This is a genomic window from Prevotella sp. 885 (assembly GCF_002265625.1).
Lineage (GTDB): Bacteria > Bacteroidota > Bacteroidia > Bacteroidales > Bacteroidaceae > Prevotella.
Genome location: NZ_NOVE01000008.1, coordinates 35790 through 54617, shown reverse-complemented (window position 1 = coordinate 54617; position 18828 = coordinate 35790). Strand labels below are relative to the sequence as shown.

The 18828-nt window shown below is 51.6% G+C and carries 7 protein-coding genes; all 7 read right to left on the bottom strand.

The window, feature by feature from the left end; genetic code table 11:
• Nucleotides 1-14 precede the first annotated feature (14 nt).
• Complete coding sequence (locus CHL74_RS04595) at nucleotides 15-9722, bottom strand: LamG-like jellyroll fold domain-containing protein (RefSeq protein WP_094879991.1); 9708 nt, start codon at nucleotides 9720-9722, stop codon at nucleotides 15-17.
• A gap of 605 nt (nucleotides 9723-10327) precedes the next feature.
• Complete coding sequence (locus CHL74_RS16115) at nucleotides 10328-11344, bottom strand: helix-turn-helix domain-containing protein (protein WP_254923220.1); 1017 nt, start codon at nucleotides 11342-11344, stop codon at nucleotides 10328-10330.
• Between the two features lie 166 nt (nucleotides 11345-11510).
• Nucleotides 11511-12098, bottom strand: a complete 588-nt coding sequence (locus tag CHL74_RS04580; RefSeq protein ID WP_094879990.1) for an RNA polymerase sigma-70 factor — start codon at nucleotides 12096-12098, stop codon at nucleotides 11511-11513.
• Between the two features lie 137 nt (nucleotides 12099-12235).
• Entirely contained in the window at nucleotides 12236-13477 is a 1242-nt protein-coding gene (gene hutI, locus CHL74_RS04575; RefSeq protein WP_094879989.1) for an imidazolonepropionase, read from the bottom strand.
• Nucleotides 13478-13483: 6 nt separating this feature from the next.
• Complete coding sequence (gene hutH / locus CHL74_RS04570) at nucleotides 13484-14962, bottom strand: histidine ammonia-lyase (RefSeq protein ID WP_094879988.1); 1479 nt, start codon at nucleotides 14960-14962, stop codon at nucleotides 13484-13486.
• A 38-nt stretch (nucleotides 14963-15000) separates the two neighbouring features.
• Entirely contained in the window at nucleotides 15001-17010 is a 2010-nt protein-coding gene (locus CHL74_RS04565) for a urocanate hydratase (RefSeq protein ID WP_094879987.1), read from the bottom strand.
• An 88-nt stretch (nucleotides 17011-17098) separates the two neighbouring features.
• Entirely contained in the window at nucleotides 17099-18805 is a 1707-nt protein-coding gene (gene ftcD / locus CHL74_RS04560) for a glutamate formimidoyltransferase (RefSeq protein ID WP_094879986.1), read from the bottom strand.
• Between the last annotated feature and the right edge of the window lie 23 nt (nucleotides 18806-18828).

Below are 18828 nucleotides of genomic sequence, written 5' to 3'. Positions count from 1 at the left end.
ATTTTCTGTTAATATTACTTCTTGATAGCTTTCATAGAGTATACGTTGCCGTCTACAGAGATGCTAACGATATAAACTCCCGAAGGAACTGTGTTGCCGGAGTTCCATGTGATGTCCACGTTGCCGTTGTCATTGCAGTTGTCCCATGCTACGACTCGCTTACCGCTCATGTCGCTGACAAAGACGTCAGTCTGGGCGTTGCGGTCCACATTGGCACGGATCTTAAGCTGCGAGTGGAACGGAGACGGATAGACATAGAGGCCGCCTTCTGTGCCAAGGAAGCTGATGTGCATCGGCTCGTTGATGGTGCCGACATTGCTGTTGGCAGCATAGCTGATGACGCTCGGTGCCTTGGCGATGACGTCGCCGCCGCGTTCGATGGTCACGTCCACAGCCTCAGGCTTGTCGCCACCCACGGTGAGCATGAAGATGGTTCTGCCGTCGGGCAGCTCTATAGCCTCAGCATAACCGCGAGGTTCGCCTGCTACGTAGCTTACAAGGCGGTCGCCCTGCTGCAGACTTACGCCTTCCACCTCCACAACAGCCGTCATATTGGCTGAATACGGGAAGTAAGCATTTGTGTCGTCAGCGTTCTTGGCAGCTGCCATCGCAGCCTTAGCCTTGCGTCCTACGGAAGTCTTCGACGGATACTGCAGCACGGCGTCGTCCTGCGACTGGCGCTGGAGCATATAGCCCTTGCCGTTCTCCATGTATGTAAGACTACCAATCCATCCCAGATTGCCGCTATACATCGCCATCTGTGTCTGCGACTTCACGATGTCGCCCTCCTTGGCGTCGTAGCCGGCGAGAGCCTCCTTGAGCGTGAAGTTGTCCGAAGGCAGATAAGAGATGTAGTTCCAGCGCGGTGTGCCGTCCTCCTTAGCTCCACGTATGGTGAGCTTGTGTGATGTCGGGTCAACCACCGGTCCTGAGATATGCAGGTTCTGAGGTGCTGAACTGTGTACGAGATACATCTGGTCGTTGTCAATGCCGGTGAGCTGTCCCACCCATCCATTGCGCTTTGTCCATGATGCGAAGCCGTACTGCTCGCTCTTCACCTGGTCGTCAGGGGTCCACTTGCCATCGGCAAGAAGCTTGTTGAGGTCAGAGAGCTTGTCAGAAGCGATGTTTGTGGAAATCCACGTCCATCCCTCGTTCAGGCTGATGTTCTGCACGCGATAGTCCTTAGCTGTGAACAGCACTGGCTGTGACGGGCTGCCCACTACGGCGTTGTTCTCGAAGCTTATAGGCTTCTCGCTCTGTGCGATGTAAGTCTGTCCTGTGCTTGCGTCCCAGATGCGGAACTCAAGGTCGGAGTTGTTGACATCGTTAGAGTATACCGTGAGCATGGCGTAATACATATCGTTCTGCTTGTAGTAGCGGTTATTGCAAACGCCTACGCACTTTCCGCCGCTGAACGCAGCGAGCATATCCTCGTCGTCGGAAGAGTATACCTTATTAATATACAGCTTGCCGAAGACAGACATATTATACTTGAAGTCAGCCGGATTGACCGTCCACTCAGGTTTCTCGCCTTCCACCTTGACGGTGAGCTGCAGAGCCTCCACCACGTTGTTGTCGCCACGCAGATAGAGAGTCTCGTCGTACGTGCCGATGTTCAGACTCGGGTCGATGGTAAGAACGATGTCGGCAGACGAAGTCGGGTCGATAGTGCCGCTTGCGGGTTCTGCCTCCAGCCATGAAGGAAGGTTCTCGATGGTGAAGTGTTCTATAGAACCACCCTTGTTGAGTGCCTTCACCTTGATTGTCTTCTCCTCGTTGAGCTTCTTCACTACGGTGAGAGCGTTGTCGCTCCACTTCAGCTGGTTGCGGTCGATGTATGCGCTCCATGTTATCGGCGAGAGAATCTCGTTGCCGTTCTTGTCGCGTACACCGTCAACGGTGAACTTCACGATGGTCTTCTCGATGCGCTCGTAAGGCTCCTTCAGGTTGATGATGAGAGCGTCGTTGTTTACCACGAAGTCGTAGAGAAGCTTGCTCTCAGGTCCCTTTGCCTTGACAGGAGCAGAAGCCTTGGTCTCTACGTCGCCTCCTACAGCCACGGCGTCAGGCACCTTCTGTGTCGGGTCAGCCTGCTGCTTTTGGTCCATAAGAGAGAACTGGAGTTCCTTGACACCCTGCCACTCGATGTATGTCTCGAACGGATAGTAAGCCAAGAGTCCCTTCTCTGTGCCGTCGAGTCGGTTGCTGTTGCCGTTCTCCACGAGCGTCTCGCTCTTATAGAGATTCCATACACGCACCTCGTCAATCTCGCCCTTGAAGAAGTTGTCGACTGTCTCCTGCTGGAGGTTGTCCGCCGGTGTCCATACACGTGCGCCGAGATGGATGTAAGCCGCTGCTATGCCACCGAGGTCAGCTGCCTCGAAGTAAGTGTTGAGCTTGCCGTCCACATAGATCTGACCGCGTCCGCTTGTGCGGTTTACAGCCACTGCCACGTGGTGCCAGTCGTTGTCTGCGAAGCTGCCGTCACATGCCACACGCACTCCATTGTTATGGAATACCAGTCTGCCATCCTCCAGATTGAGAGCGAAGAGATTGAGCGAACCGCCCATTTCCTCACCGTCGCCACGTCCGTTGGAGATGATGGTGGCTGTCTGCTGTGCCTCGTCAGCCTTAAACCATGTCTCGATGGTGTAGTCCATGCTGTTGTCTACTACACATGAACTGCCCGAAGAGAGCTTCAGATACTGGTCCTTACCGTTGAACGCTGCTGCACGTCCCTCGGGATTAGCCCATTCGCCGCCTCGCATCTCAAGGTTAGCTCCGTGTGCCTTGTCGGCAAGAACACTGCCCTTAGCCTCCGACATCGGATAGTAAGCGATGAGATTGCTTTCGGCTCCTGAGAGCATTGTCAGCGAGTTGGTCTGAAGACGTGCCGGTGTCAGCACCTTGTCCCAGATGCGTGCGCCGTGCATCTTGCCAGCGAAGTGTCCGCTTCCGTCCACGCTGGCTCCGAACACGTAAGCGCCCTCGCCATTATACTCGCCCACCTCAGCTGCGCTGATAAGCTGTTCGTAGTTATAGTAAGCCGATACATTGCCCTCATTGTTATATACGAGAGCCACGTGTGCCCATGTGCCCTGCTCATAGTCGAACGTCTTGTCGCTGACGATGGTCTTGTCAGCCACCTTCACCTTCAAGCGGTTGTCGCTCGTCGTGGCAAGTTCGATGGAGCTGTTGGCGTTGCCCTGGCTGAAGAGCACAGCGTCCTGAGGCTTGTCTGCAAGTGTCCACATCTCGATGGTGAGGTTCTTGCCGCTCCAGTTGCGCTGGAATTCAGACACGAGTTCGTCGTTCTGACCGTCGAGGCGTACGCTTACGCTATGGTCGGTCTGTGCTCCGTTGCGGATGCCCGTTACCGAGAAGTTGTTGTCGGTGAGCAGTCCGTCGGCTATCGGCTCGTTGAACGTGAGCATCACCTCGTCGTTAACGGTCAGTACACCATTAGCTGGCTGTGCGCTACCGAAGAGGCGCGGATTATACATATCCTTGATGCCGCTGTGTACGGCAGAATAGTTAAATACCTCCTCATTGTTGATCATGCTCGTACCTACGGTGCGCAGGTCGTAACGCTGATCCTGCAGGTCGTCAAGGAACCAGCGATACTTGATGGTGCCGGCGTCTGCCGCCTTTATCATCTCGGCGTTCATGCCGTTGGTCAGTGCCTGATCATAGAGAGTCTTGTCGTTATAGTAGCTCATGAGCGTGGTCCAGTCGTTGTCGCTGCCCGACGACGGCTTATACTGAAGCATGATGCGATGGAAGTTGTCATAGTTCACGTCGAAGCCGTCAATCACTACGTCCATGTAATGCTTCTGCACGCCGTTCACCTCTGCCGTTGGCAACTTGGTGTTGTACGTCCAGTTGTCGGTAGGCTTCTTCAGGTTCACGTCTGTGGCTGAAGGAGTGAAGTGTACGCTGAACGTCACGTCGTCATAGATGTCGCCCTGGAAATCAGTGGGATCACACTGACACTGCGACTGAAGCATCAGTCGGAGATTGTCATAGTTCATCACCGAACCCTTGCGCACTTCGAGCGTCTTCGTAAGCGTTCCGCCTGCCGGCACGAGCAATGCTCTGCCGTTGCCGATCGGTGCGCCGTCGATGAGCAGCTGTGCTCCGTTAGGATTGCTGCTGTCGTCGATTACGAGGTTATACCAGTTGTCGTCCTGCGACTCAGAGTTGTTGCGCAGATAGAGCGTGAAGTAAGCCGACTTGCCTGAAGGAACATTCTCGATGAAGTCTTTCTCCACGGTTATCTCCGGAACCTCCATCTGGACCGTTGCCTCATTGATGACGTGCTGTCCCGGTTCGTAATACTTGGTCTTGTATTCGCCCTCGTAAGGACAAGACGTCACACCGCCACGAGTCTTGAAGATGAACGTTGAGAAGGTCTGTCCCTCCTCGTCCTTCATATCCTTGTACTTGATGTACTGGTCGCCATTCTTATATCCTGCCTCGCGGCATACGTCTACAGAGAGGTAGTCAGAGCCTTCCTCTGCAAGGACATAACCCTTGCAATGGCGTGCCGTCTCCTCAGTAGAGAACTCGCCACCGTGTTCGGTGGTAAGGCTCTCGTCTACAGTGAGCACCATACCAGTGCCATTGAGTGTCCATCCGAAGTTGTTGGTGAACTGAGCGCCAATCAAGATAGAGAAGCGTTGAGTCTCCGAACGTCCAACCTCATACTCCTCAGAGTATTCGTAAGAAGCACCGCCCTGGAACGAATGGTTCTGCATGAGTTCTGCCTTCACCTTCTGTTCCTCGTTATTGCGAAGCTGCATCTTCCAGTTGTCAATCGACTGATTGAGGAACATGATAGTATCCTCCTTCAACGGCTGTCCTGCAGGAGCGTAAATCTTGTAACTCGGTCCGTCGAGCGGGTCGTTAGCATTGGCACCCTTAAACACCTTGTCGTTGTTGCTCTTGCCGAAGTTAGGATCGTCAGCTGCCAACTTCGAAACGTAAACAGGGAGTTTGGTGTTGTTAGCCATAGCCTGGAAGTCTACACCTTCAGCCTGCTGATGCAGCAACTTGTTGCGTACATCCTCAAGTTTAGGCAACAGCACCTGCTCGATGTGTACCTGCGGATAGGTGAACATAGTGCCATACTTCTGCGAAAGTCCCAGACCAGTAGTCTTCACAAGCAGATATTCACTGTTTTCGGGAGTAACATCGCCGAACAGTTCGTACTCAGAAGGATTGGCCTGATACATCTCACGTGTAGTAACGGCGATGTTTTCGGTCTTGCCCACGCCGATATTAGTAGAATAGCCTACGAAGAGGTCGCCGTCGCTTCCCACATACTGCGGGTCGCTACTTGTCTCGAAGCGTGTGGTAGTGGTCATCGTCTTAGTGTCAGAGTCAGTACCACCGATTGTCTCACTGTGAGAAGCGCCGAATGAGAATTCGTTCTTCACATCGTTCTCGTTCACCACTCCGGCACCAAGACCGGTGAAGGTGATGACCTTGGCACCAACCTTTGCCTCGTTGTTCAATACTCCCTCGTTAGTGACATTTCCCTCATACGTACTTGTAGAAGTAACTGTCACGCCCTTCTCAAGATAAGCATACGAGTTGCTTCCCGGCGGGTCGCGCAGCACGAAGAGCACCTTGTCGGGTCCGTTCGTAACGAAGTCCGAACCTAAAGTCTTTGCACCAATTACGATAGCCTTAGTGTTGCCCTTGCCGTCAAAGCCACCCTTCCAGTTGATAGTTGTAGAAGATGTGCTTTCGCTGTTTTCGCTGTAGGTCATATCCATAGCGGCAGAGCGCAGAGCCGAGGTCATTTCCGGATTGTTCACCTGGAATGTCCATTCTGCCTCACCCTTCTCGTCGGTAGTGATGTCTTCTTGCGTTCCGTACGCAATGTCGCCTCTACTGAATGACAGTTTAGCCTCAGGCGTTGGCACGATGTCTTCCTTAACGCCATCCTTACGTCTGCCGTCCTTATCCTTATATTCGTACACCTCCGCTGTGGTGATGTGATAAGTGACGTATTGTCCCTGCTCGTATACCGGCACGCCGAGTGTATAAGGCTGTGCAGCATTGTCAGGATCGTAGGTCTTCACCTTTATGGTCTTTGTCTGATCGAGTGTAGAGATGCTGAGTTCTTCCTTTCCGAAGAAGTCCTGAAGCTTACCCTTCACCTTCTCCTTCACGATGATTGACGGAGTGTAGCGCTTGATGAACTGCTGCTTCTTGTTGTAATATACAGTGTCGCTGCAGTTGACAAACTTGCCCTGCGTAGAGATAGAGTCGACATAAGCATTCACCTCGCTCTGCTTTGCAAACTCGTTGCTGAGGTTGAGGTCTTCGCCACTGCCCGGGATGTTGTCATGGCCGGGCACAACTACATTAATCTTATACTTCTCAGGAATGAGGTCGGCATAGAACTCACCCGTCTCGGCGTCAGGATAGATGGTTATCTTGTTGCCGTCGTAAGCCACGCGGTTCTGGTGCTGCTTGCTTACGTACACGCCCTTAACGTGATTGAGCGTGGTTTCGCGAGCCTCAGCCGTCATCTTATAGGCATCGTTCTGATATGTAAGCTCGATGCGGATGTCGTCAGCGAGGTTGTTCTTCGAAAGCGAGTGGCCCACGGGGAACGCCTCCTGCTTGGTACCGCCGGCAACACGTCCGATGTAACGTACGGTTGTAACGTCAAAGATTTCGAATCCGTTGTCGTCGTCCTGATAGTTGCGGTCGGTGCCGTCGCTGTTGGTCAGCTTGCCGCCGTTCTCGAACGTATGGTTGGCAAGCACTGCCTTCACCTCGTGCTGTCCTACGGGTACGCTGATGGTGAACTGTCCGTGAGCGTCGGTCTTCACGATGTTGCTCTTGCCGTCCATAACGGTGACTCCGTCCACGGCGAACGACACTCCCTCTACGGGCACGTTGCCGCCCTTATACATCACCTTACCCGAAATTTTGAACGACGACTTGTCCGTGAAGTTCACGGTGTGGCTCTGTGCCTGCGAGTTGATGAGGCGCAGCTCCTTTGCCGATGCAAACTGATGTATGCCGAGTGTCGGCACAATCATATACGTAGTTCCGTTGCCGGTGTAGGGCAGCGAACGAATCTGATAAGAACCGTCTGTAGCTGTGTAGCTGCTGTAGCCGAGCTGTGCAGATGTAGGTATGTCTTTCGAACTGATAGTAACACCCGTAGCCACACCATGGTTCATGTTGTACCTAGTGCCCTTGTACGAGATGTCGTAGAAGGCGTCGTCAACCGAATAGTCGAAGGTATAGTAAGCCTGCAGGCCGTCCTCATTACCTACAATGTAGCGGTCGTAGTCGTTGGCGAGGGTGTCAGCATTGAGCGCCTTGTTCCAGATACGAACTTCGTCGATGGCTCCGGTGAAGCCTTCACCAATCACCACCTTATTGTCGTTGCCCGTAATCTGAGCCGTGCGCTCGGCTTCTGCCACAGCATTACCGTTTATATATATAATAAGGTGTGTGGCGCTTGCCACGGCTGAGAGATGCACGAACTGAGTGGAGGAAGCGTAGTCGCTGAGCTTCTTCGGTGTCTTCAGCGTCTGGCTGCCAGCTGTGAACTCAATCTTCTTGCCGTTATATGCCAACTTGTACATGCCCGGCTTCTCGATGATGGTGCCTTCCTTGGCTGCTCTCACCCATGCCTGAAGCGTAACTGCCTGCGTGGCATCATTCAGAAGCTGGTCGTTGTCGACGGTAAGATTAGACGCACCGGTGAACACGTATGACTTGCCCGGAACGCCCGAACCTTCCGTAGGCTCAGCACTTACCTTGGCGCCCGACACAGCCTGACCGCTCTCGAACGTCACGCGTCCGTAGATGTCACCCGTCGGTGTGCGGAAACCAACGTCTGTGAGTACCTCGTCGCTCTCAAGCAGATTGCCCGAGCACATAACCTGACCCTTGATTTGATAGTCGTAGACCACGCCTGGAACGGCATTCACGTCGTTATAGTAATAGTCGTTCTGAGCCTCGTTGCCCTCAGTAACGGCTATCTGCTTATAGTCTGTATCAGGAGCGCCATGCTCCTTGCGGTTGATGACGAAGCGCTCGAAGTTACCCTTGCTGCTCCATACCAGTTCAACGCGGTCAGAGTAGTAGCCCTTGCCGGCTGTAAACGTAACAAGATTGCCTATGCTTGTAGGCATAATTGACTCAGGCGCAGCCACCGTAGGCAGAGTACCGTAAGCCTCGGTAGGCTTAACGGTAAGGCGGTAACGATATTCGTTGCATATCATTATCATGTCGTCAACATACTTGCCGCTGAGGAATTCTTCCTTCGACAGCTCGATGTTGTCGGTTGTATTGGTCGTAACGTTCACACGTGTAAGCACCGCTTTGGTGCCTGAACTCCAGATGTCGCCCTCTGTCTGCCAAGTGATAGTGGCAGTCTTGGCTTCTTCGTCCAGTACGGCATGTACAGAACCTGCTGTAACATTGCTGTGCTTTGCAGAAGCCGATAGAGAGGTATGCTTGCTGAAAGCGTTGTTCCACACGTCAGAGTTGCCTGTATGCGAACGCTTAATGCTGAATTCATAATTCAGGCTCTCGCCTAAAGGTACGTCAAACTCATAGCTGTATGCTGTCTTACCAGCCATATAATTGATATTCTGTGTGGTTGTTTCCACAGCATTTGTAGCCCGATCAGTACTCTTGATTGTGAGCACCATGTCGTCATCAATAAAGTTCTGCGTAGGTGCCTCACTGAGATTCCAGTCCACCTTTATCTTGCGCGTCACCTGATCATAGTCGGCGCTGATTTCCTTCACCTGCGGATAGGCAGGGCGCGTGTGGCTGTCGCCGAGCGTAGAGTATGTCACCTGTTTGTTATAACTTGGCGTATACTTCTGCTTCACCTTATAGTCTGAGAAGTTGTCAAGGCTCATCTTGTCAGTCGGAACGAAGAACGAACCGCTTGTCTTGCTGGCACTGACCGAACCTATTCCGCTTATCTCCTGTCCAGCCGAGTTGCATAAGACGAAAGAACCGTAGCTGTCAATGGAAAAGTCGGAAGCCTTTCCGTCTTTCTTAAAATTGATGGTGTATCCAGGAGTATTGTTTACCACGTCATACTTGCCACCGGTTATCACGGTTTTCGTACAACCATAATCTGTCTTTATGGGAACCGTATGGCTAACAGCTTGCTCACTAGATTTTCCTTCACGCCACCATTTACCAGTGTATGTAACGCTCTCGCTGGAATTGATTTTCGTTTGCGTCAAAGGAATGTGAAGTCTTACATAAAATACTGGCTTATTATTATTATTCTCATCGTACAATTTGCCCAGCCATTCAATATTCGACTTATCGATTCCGGTAATTTTACCATCATCAAGTTTCTCCCATTTGTTTCCAGATCCGTCAATTTTGATTTTCATACCTGCTACATCCACATCGAGATAACCTTTATCGCAGAATCCGCAATGGCCTTTGTTACTTCCTCCCCAATCTTGATATACACGGATATCAAGTTCAAGAGTTGCATTAACTGGATTGAACCGTTGCTTCAGCCAAGAATTGTTCCAATCGTCTCCTGCCGATGCCTTCTGCACAGAGAACGCCATCAGCATCACAACGCAAAGGAAGAACTGCATGAACCTTCCCGCAGACGTTCGCATGGAACGCCGCATGGAAACAGAATTGCCAGCAAACCGCCTGTCCAAATATGGAGGAGGTTGCTTCTCTCTTCTTCTTTTCATTTTAAGATGATTTTAAATTATAGTTATTATTTAAGTTATGATTTAAGCTTTTAACATTATAAGTTATGGTTTAGCTTTTCACTCGGCAAATTTACTTTTTTTTACTTAAACAGACTGTCCGATTCATGTGCCTAACTGTCCAATTCGTACCAAAAAGGTGTCCACTTCCTATGAAGTAGACACCAAAACACACGTTTTTCCGGTTTCTGACGTATCTGATATTTGCATTCCTAACGCTCAATACTGCGAGCCCGGCGCACAAAGAAATCTTTGGTGCGAAATTCTCGAGTTTTGAGCGTTTGAAGCTATATCATTAATACACAGTAGGTTATACGGTTTGCAGAAATAATACGTAAACAAACGGGTTGTCAAAGTGGCACTTTTAGGGTGTAATAGCGCCGCTATTACCACACAATACCTCTACTATTGCATTGTAATAGCGCCGCTTTTAGACTGTAAAAGTGGCTCTATGAGGGCACTTTGTGTTTTTAATGGTCATCGAGGGTGGCTTTTATGCTGTAAAAAACCATAAAAACAGCTTTTTGAATCTCTAGAATTGATTTTTATTTTGTAACAGATATTTACTCTTTTGTGCGATATTTGCATTACTGCTTTTCTCTCCATGCAACAGGAGTGCATCCCTCTTTTTCCTTAAATATCTTATACAGATAAGAGCGTGACGAGAAGCCGCATTCAGAAGATATGATGTCGTTGCTGAAGTCAGGATTTTCCATCATCATCTTCTTGACAGCATTGAAGCGTATCTCGCCAAGCCAAATTCGGAAGGTGGTGTTCTGACACTGGCTGAAGTATTGCGACAGCTCGGTTTTGTTGATTCCGAGCAAATGTGACAATGTCAGCATATTGACTGTGCAGTCCTTATAGCCTAAGTCGGCACACCAATGGTCGAGGGCAGACCGGATGAATGCGATGCGTGAGGCAGGGAGCTGTTGGGAGGTTTGATCACTGCCGGTCTCAGGCGCAGACTGCTGAGCATCACACTTGGCAGACTCTTCCTCGCTTTCAGCGTTGACAGCATCGGCGGTCAGATTGTTGCCTCTTTCCTTATCCAACAGTTCTTCAGTTGGGACATAATTGAAGCCGAGCGCCACAAAATTGACGATGAAGAAGAGCGTGGCTACGAGTCCGAAGGGACCTATTATATATAGAGACTTGGTGGAAAGGATGGCAAACGGGATGATGGCGGCTGTGATAAAGAGCAGCGTAAGGCTGGCATGAGCATATCGCGTGAAAGGGCGCATGTCGGTGGCTGTCATCGTCTCAAGGAGCTTCTTCCGCTTGTTCATCTCTATTATTATCATGTATATGCAGTAGAGCATATTGCCGAAGAAGATGGCAAGCATCACGTAAAGCCATACGCCCATATTCAAGGAGCCGGTAACATAGTAGCCCGTGCCAAAGACGGCAAGCATGGCGGCATATACGGCAGCACAGACCATGTTCATCTTCCTGCGGCTGGTGTGGGTGGCCTCTATGTTGTAAATCGCCATTGCGAAAAGCGTGAAACTCGGAAGATAAACCAGTATGTTGATGACGGCCCCCACTTCTTCGCGTGAGGCTCTGAATCCAAAGCACATCTGCAGAAAAAAATGTACTGCCAACAATGTCAAGGATGAGAATAACATCCAACGAGAATACTCATATCGCTTGTTTATCCATCTTACGTGAAGACGCAAAACAGCGATAAGGAATGCACTGAAAAGCATGAATATCAGACATGCAAACTGTAACAAATATAACATAACTATGTGATAAATATATCGGGAATCAGCCGTAAACCTGCAAACTCTTTACAGCGTAGCGACTGTTCTTTCTTATGTCATGCCTACCCAACGTCAGACTCCAGAGGCGTTTTCTCAGAAATTTCAAGGCATTATGGATATGCGCCTCCACGGTTCGTGGCGACGTACCGGTCTCTTGGGCAATCTCGGCATTGTTCTTGCCTTCTATGTATCTCATACGAAAGACGCTTCGGCACTTCTCGGGCAGGGCATTTATGGCGGCATCTATCTGGCGTCGCATCTCGGCGTTCTCCATGCACTCATGAGGATCGGCAAGGGCAGACTCGATCTGCTCCACACGCATATCGCCTATCTGCCTTACAGCATCCACACGCTGCTGACGCAACGCATTACGCTTGAGCATATTCAGAGAGCGGGTGAAGACGGCGCGATAGAGGAAAGCCTGTATCCTCTCGCCCACTTCCATCGTGTCAATATGTGTCCAAAGGTCGCAGAACACCTCTTCCACGACGTCTTCGGCATCACCGTCGTTGCCGACAATGCCGCTGGCATAGAAGAATAGTTTCGCGTAATAAGCGTGGAACAATGTGTCAAAATGTTTTTTCCTGTCCATTGGTAGCATTCGTATGAATGAATTAATGATGCAAAGTTACGCAAAAATTCGGGGAAAGGGTAGAAAAAAAATAAAGAAGTTAAAGAAGTTTTGCGACAAACTCCTTTAACTTCTAAACTTGTAAGAGCAGAATTCTCTTACATACTTTGCAATTTTCCGCCAAGCACCACCTTGTTTACGATGGGTGTGGTGTAGGCGTAAGGGATAAAGGCGAGGGACGGTATGGGCTTGGTGATGTAGAAGTTGGCCACCTTGCCCTTGGCTATGCTGCCGTAGTCCTTGCTCTGTCCCATGGCGTAAGCGCCGTTGATGGTGGCAGCATTGAAGGCTTCGTTGGGCAACAGCCTCAGCTTTATGCAAGCCAACGACATCACGAACTTCATGTCGCCTGACGGCGTAGAGCCGGGATTGTAGTCGCTTGCAACGGCTACGCCCAAACCTGCGTCGATAATCTGGCGGGCTTTGGCGTTGGGCATGTTCAGGAAGAAGGATGTGCCGGGCAGGGCTGTCGGCATCGTTTCGCTGCCACGCAAGGTCTCGATGGTCTCCTCTGTCATGCTCTCAAGATGGTCTACGGACAACGCACCATGCTTGACGCCTACCACTACTCCACCCGACGATGCCAGCTCGTCGGCATGAATCTTGGGACGCATGCCCCATGCGGCGGCGGCCTCCAGAATGCGTCCGGTCTCTTCAGGCGTGAAGAAGCCACGGTCGCAGAACACGTCAACGAAGTCGGCAAGACGCTGGCGTCCCACTTCCGGTATCATCTCGTCAATGATAAGCTGGACGTACTGTTCCTGCGGCATGCCGCGTGCCACGGCATGCGCTCCAAGGAACGTAGACATTATCTTAGCCGGAGAAGCCTCCTTCATGCGCTTTATCACGCGGAGCATCTTCAGCTCGTCCTCAAGACTCAGTCCGTAGCCGCTCTTTATCTCGATGCATCCGGTTCCCTTACGTATCACTTCATCAAGGCGCTGCATGGCTTGACGGAAGAGTTCGTCCTCGGAAGTGTTGTGCAGGAGGTCGGCAGAATTGAGGATGCCTCCTCCACGTCGGGCGATCTCCTCATAGCTGAGTCCGTTTATCTTATCCACAAACTCCCGCTCACGGCTTCCGGCGAAGACGATGTGAGTGTGCGAGTCGCACCATGACGGCAAGACCATTCCGCCTTCCGCGTCAACCACTTCGACGGTGTCGTCCAAGGCTGGCATGCCGTCAGCAACGGCGCCGAACGCTGCGAAGCGTCCGTCCTCCACAAGGAGCCAGGCGTCGTCAATGGTGTTGACGATGCCCATCTCCTTGCCTTGCAGACGAAGCTTCGGAGCGTGCTCGATGCCAGCAAGAGTTCGTATGTTCTTTACAAGCAATTTCATACGGTATTACTTTCTCAGGAAATCAATGGAGTGTGCGATGTGCGGATACATCACCTCGTCGTGAACGATGAACGGCACCACCTTTCTGTAGCTCTCGAAGATGGCCTCCACAGCAGGCGACGACTTCAGCGGACGGCGGAACTCAAGAGCCTGGGCTGCATTAAACAGCTCGATGGCGAGCACACGCTCCGTATTGAGCACCACCTTGTAAAGCTTGATGGCGGCATTGGCACCCATACTTACATGGTCTTCCTGACCCTGGCTGGAAGGAATGCTGTCCACAGAAGAAGGTGTAGCCAGCGACTTGTTAAGGCTGACGATGGAAGCGGCGGTGTATTGCGGAATCATAAAGCCACTGTTCAGACCCGGATTGGCAACGAGGAAGCTCGGCAGGTCGCGCGTACCGCTGATGAGCTTATAGGTGCGGCGCTCCGAGATGTTAGCCAACTCGCACATTGCTATTGCGAGGAAGTCCATCGGCATTGCGATAGGTTCGCCATGGAAGTTGCCGGCAGAGATAACAAGGTCTTCGTCAGGACATACCGTAGGATTGTCAGTAGCCGAATTCACCTCTACGTCAATCACTGAGTTGACATACTCGATGGTGTCCTTAACGGTGCCGTGTACCTGCGGAATGCATCTGAACGAATAAGGATCCTGCACGTACGACTTGGGCTTCTGAATTATCTCGCTACCCTCAAGCAGCTCTCTCATACGGGCAGCTGTGACAATCTGGCCCTTGTGCGGACGAACCTGATGAACAGCGTCGATGAATGGAGAGGCAAGTCCATAGTAGGCATCCAGCGACATGGCAGCAATCTTGTCTGCCCAGTCGCTCAGACGATGTGACTGGAGCAATGCCCAAACAGCAAACGCGCCCATGTTCTGTGTGCCGTTAAGCAGCGCAAGACCTTCCTTTGAAGCAAGCTGTACGGGAGTCCAGTCGAACTTCTTCAGCATCTCAGCTCCTGAGATAACCTTTCCTTCGTATTCCACCTCGCCAAGTCCGACGAGAGGCAATGTGAGGTGTGCGAGAGGCACAAGGTCGCCGGAAGCGCCAAGCGAACCCTGCATGTAGACAACCGGATAGACATCGTTGTTGAAGAAGTCGATAAGGCGGTTGACGGTCACAACCTGACAGCCAGAGAAGCCGTAGCTCAGCGACTGAATCTTGAGCAGCAACATAATCTTGACGATGTCGTTGGGCACTCTGTCGCCTGTGCCGCATGCGTGCGACATCATAAGATTGATCTGAAGCTGTGCCAAGTCGTCCGAACCGACGCTGACGTTACAGAGCGATCCGAAGCCGGTGGTAACGCCGTAAATGGGAGCCTTGTTCTCTGCTATCTTACGGTCGAGATACTCACGGCATTCTACGATACGCTTCTGCGCGTCGTCGCTCAACTCAATCTTGTAACCACCGTATACTATCTCACCTATACGTTCAACTGAAAGATGTTCGGCTGATATCTTGTGTATTTTCATAATCTTGGCATTTATTTTTTTGTTAGTAGTTTAATGTTTTAGTTAGCATACTTGTTGATGATGTCGTCATCAACGATGTTCGGCATCGTTACCTGGAGGCCATGTGAGCGGAGCATCTCACGCTCGATGCTATGGATGGAGCCTTCGTTACGTGCCCAGGCACGGCGTGCAATGCCGTTGTTGACGTCCCAGAACAGCATCTCACGGATGTGGCGTGCGCTATCCTCACCGCCGTCAATCACCATACCGAAGCCGCCGTTGATAACTTCGCCCCAGCCTACGCCGCCACCATTGTGGAGCGACACCCATGTGGCACCACGGAACGAGTCGCCGATGACGTTCTGCACAGCCATGTCTGCACAGAACTGCGAGCCGTCGTAGATGTTGCTGGTCTCGCGGAACGGAGAGTCGGTACCTGAAACGTCGTGATGGTCGCGACCAAGAACTATCGGACGCGTGATCTCGCCCTTGCGAATGGCCTCATTGAAAGCCAAAGCAATCTTGGAGCGGCCTTCTGCGTCGGCGTAAAGGATGCGAGCCTGCGAACCAACCACGAGCTTGTTGCGGCTTGCCTCACGAATCCAATGGATGTTGTCTGCCATCTGGCCCTTTATCTCATCGGGAGCGTTCTGCATGATTTCCTCCATCACGCGAGCTGCAATTTCGTCTGTCTTGGCGAGGTCGGCAGGATTGCCTGAGGTACATACCCATCTGAACGGACCGAAACCGTAATCGAAGAACATCGGTCCCATGATGTCCTGAACGTATGACGGATAGCGGAACTTGCCGTTCTCCTTGCAGATGTCTGCACCTGCACGCTGCGACTGCAGCAGGAAGGCATTGCCATAATCGAAGAAGTACATGCCGTTGGCAGAAAGACGGTTGATGGCAGCCACCTGACGACGAAGAGAAGCCTGAACGTGCTTGCGGAACTCCTCTGGATTCTCAGCCATCATAACCTTCGATTCCTCTAAGGTAAGGTCGGCAGGATAATAACCACCTGCCCACGGATTGTGAAGCGAGGTCTGGTCACTACCTATGTCTACGCGAATATCCTCGTCAGCGAGACGCTCCCAAAGGTCAACCACATTACCTACATAAGCCATTGACACGGTACGCTTCTCCTCCACACTCTTCTTGATGGCAGGAATAAGCTCGTCCAGATTGTCATGGAGTTCGTCCACCCAACCCTGGTCGTAACGCTTCTTTGCAGCCAACGGATTTATCTCAGCCACCACGCTCACTACGCCGGCGATGTTGCCAGCCTTGGGCTGTGCTCCTGACATGCCTCCAAGACCTGAAGATACGAACAGCATTCCGTGGATGTCAGCCGGTCCACCCTTCTCGATACGCTGCTTGCGGCAAGCGTTGAGCACGGTAATGGTGGTGCCGTGAACGATGCCCTGCGGACCGATATACATATATGATCCGGCTGTCATCTGTCCGTACTGGCTGACACCGAGAGCATTCATGCGCTCCCAGTCGTCCGGCTTGGAATAGTTGGGGATAACCATACCGTTGGTTACCACCACTCTCGGTGCATTGGGATGCGACGGGAACAGTCCGAGCGGATGACCAGAATACATCACAAGCGTCTGCTCGTCAGTCATCTCGCTCAGATACTTCATCACAAGACGATACTGTGCCCAGTTCTGGAAGATGGCTCCGTTGCCACCGTAAACAATAAGTTCGTGAGGATGCTGTGCCACCTCGGGATCGAGGTTGTTCTGAATCATAAGCATGATGCCGGCAGCCTGCTCAGAGCGATGCGGATACTCGTCAATGGGTCGTGCATACATATCATAACGAGGACGATAGCGATACATATAGATACGTCCGTACTTGTCGAGCTCTTCCATAAACTCGGGAGCCAACTGTGCATGCAGGTCCTTCGGGAAATAACGCAGCGCATTACGCAAGGCAAGCTGTCTTTCCTCAGCTGTAAGTATCTCTTTGCGCTTCGGCGCATGATTTATGTTATTGTCGTAGGGCAACATTTCCGGCAAATAATCAGGAATGCCCAGTCTTATTTCTTCTGCAAAGGTCATAATGTAAAAAGATTAAAAGAAAATCATATTCCTTGCCCTTCCCTAAGTTGGAAGGGCAAGGATATATTATAGGATTAAGTTAGATTAATTATAATTTCTCCTCAACGAGCTTCGTAATCTCAGCCTCTTCTGCGTTGGCCTTGGCGATAAGCTCGTTAGCCTCAGCAATCAAAGCCTCAGCCTTCTCACGGTCCTTCAACGAACCTGCGTTAATCTTGACGTTCATACCTGCTCCGAGGACAGCGGCACGTGCAGCCAATGCACCTACACCAGCGTCAGAAACGCTGTTGGGGTTGCCCGTCTCCACCATCTTACGGCAAACGTCGAATACTTCAAATGAAGCCTTCATGGTATCGAGAGGCACTTCCGTAGCAAACAATGTGGCTGTCTGAATGGCTTCAGAACGTGCAGCCTTCTCTTCCGGTGTGTTCTTTGGCATGCCGAACGCTGCCATGATGCGGTTGAATGCTTCTGTGTCTTCGTCAACAAGGTGGAGAAGACGCTCCTGCAGAACCATGCCTTCCTCGGCAACCTTGGCAAACTCTTCCCACTGCTCATCCCAACCGGGCTTGTGGCTGGAAAGGTTGGCAACCATCGTGGCAAGCGACGCTCCCAAAGCTCCCATGTATGCAGATACCGAACCGCCACCAGGTGCAGGGCTTTCTCGAGATGTCTCCTCTGCGAATCCCTTAACGGTAAGGTCGACGAGCAGGTTCTGCTTCTCGGCACCAGCTGCCATTACGTATTCGATGATCTTCTCTTCGGGCTTAAACTCCTTAAGGTCTGACAGACCCAATGACTTGATGGCGATGTCGAGGATGTCCTTCTTGGGAATACCGGCAGAGCGCTGCTGCTTTGCAAGGAAGTAACGACCTGCTTCAAGGAGTGTACGCTCCGGAACCAGACCTACAATCTCCGTACCCGTAACGCGTATGCCACGCTCCTGTGCACAACGGCAAACCTCATCGAATGCCTTGTGCAGCGGAGTTACATTAATATTAGTGATATTCATCGACACCTGAGCGATGCCGTATTCGTCAATATACCAACCTATGGCCTTCGTACACTTCAATGTACCGGGCTTCATGATAGGTGTGCCGTCAGCATAGAGAAGCTTCTTGCCTGTGATAGGATTGCCCTCACGCATTGGACGTCCCTTCTCTCTAACGTCGAATGCGATGGCATTGGCACGACGTGTAGAAGTGGTGTTAAGGTTGAAGTTAACGGCAATGAGGAAGTCACGTGCTCCGACAACAGTGCAACCGGTACGTGCAACCTGCTCGTCGAACGGACGTCTGCCGAAATCGGGAGCCTCAGCATCGTCGTCGATGCGCTCAGCAATGCCTTCATACTCGCCCTTGCGACAAACGGCAAGGTTCTGACGCTCCGGTGTGAACGCTGCAGCCTCGTAGCAATAGCACGGGATGTTAAGTTCGTCGGCAATACGCTTTGCGAGCTTGCGCGAAATCTCAGCACACTCTTCAAGGGTAATTCCGCTTACGGGCACAATGGGCAACACGTCTGTTGCGCCGATACGCGGATGAGCACCATGATGCTGACGCATGTCAATAAGCTGTCCGGCTTTTCCCACTGCTCTGAAAGCAGCTTCCACCACGTCATCAGGTTCGCCAACGAAGGTTACGACCGTGCGGTTGGTTGCTTCGCCAGGATCGACGTCAAGCAATTTCACACCCTTCACGCTCTCTACTGCATCCGTAATCTGACGGATGATGTTCATATCGCGGCCTTCGCTGAAATTAGGCACACACTCTACTATCTGCTTTGTTTTTGCCATAGTGTAAGATATAAAGTTAGTAG

Coding starts and splice junctions, on each gene's coding strand:
- CHL74_RS04595 (WP_094879991.1), bottom strand. CDS start 9,722: ATGAAAAGAAGAAGAGAGAAGCAACCTCCTCCATATTTGGACAGGCGG.
- CHL74_RS04580 (WP_094879990.1), bottom strand. CDS start 12,098: ATGGACAGGAAAAAACATTTTGACACATTGTTCCACGCTTATTACGCG.
- hutI (WP_094879989.1), bottom strand. CDS start 13,477: ATGAAATTGCTTGTAAAGAACATACGAACTCTTGCTGGCATCGAGCAC.
- hutH (WP_094879988.1), bottom strand. CDS start 14,962: ATGAAAATACACAAGATATCAGCCGAACATCTTTCAGTTGAACGTATA.
- CHL74_RS04565 (WP_094879987.1), bottom strand. CDS start 17,010: ATGACCTTTGCAGAAGAAATAAGACTGGGCATTCCTGATTATTTGCCG.
- ftcD (WP_094879986.1), bottom strand. CDS start 18,805: ATGGCAAAAACAAAGCAGATAGTAGAGTGTGTGCCTAATTTCAGCGAA.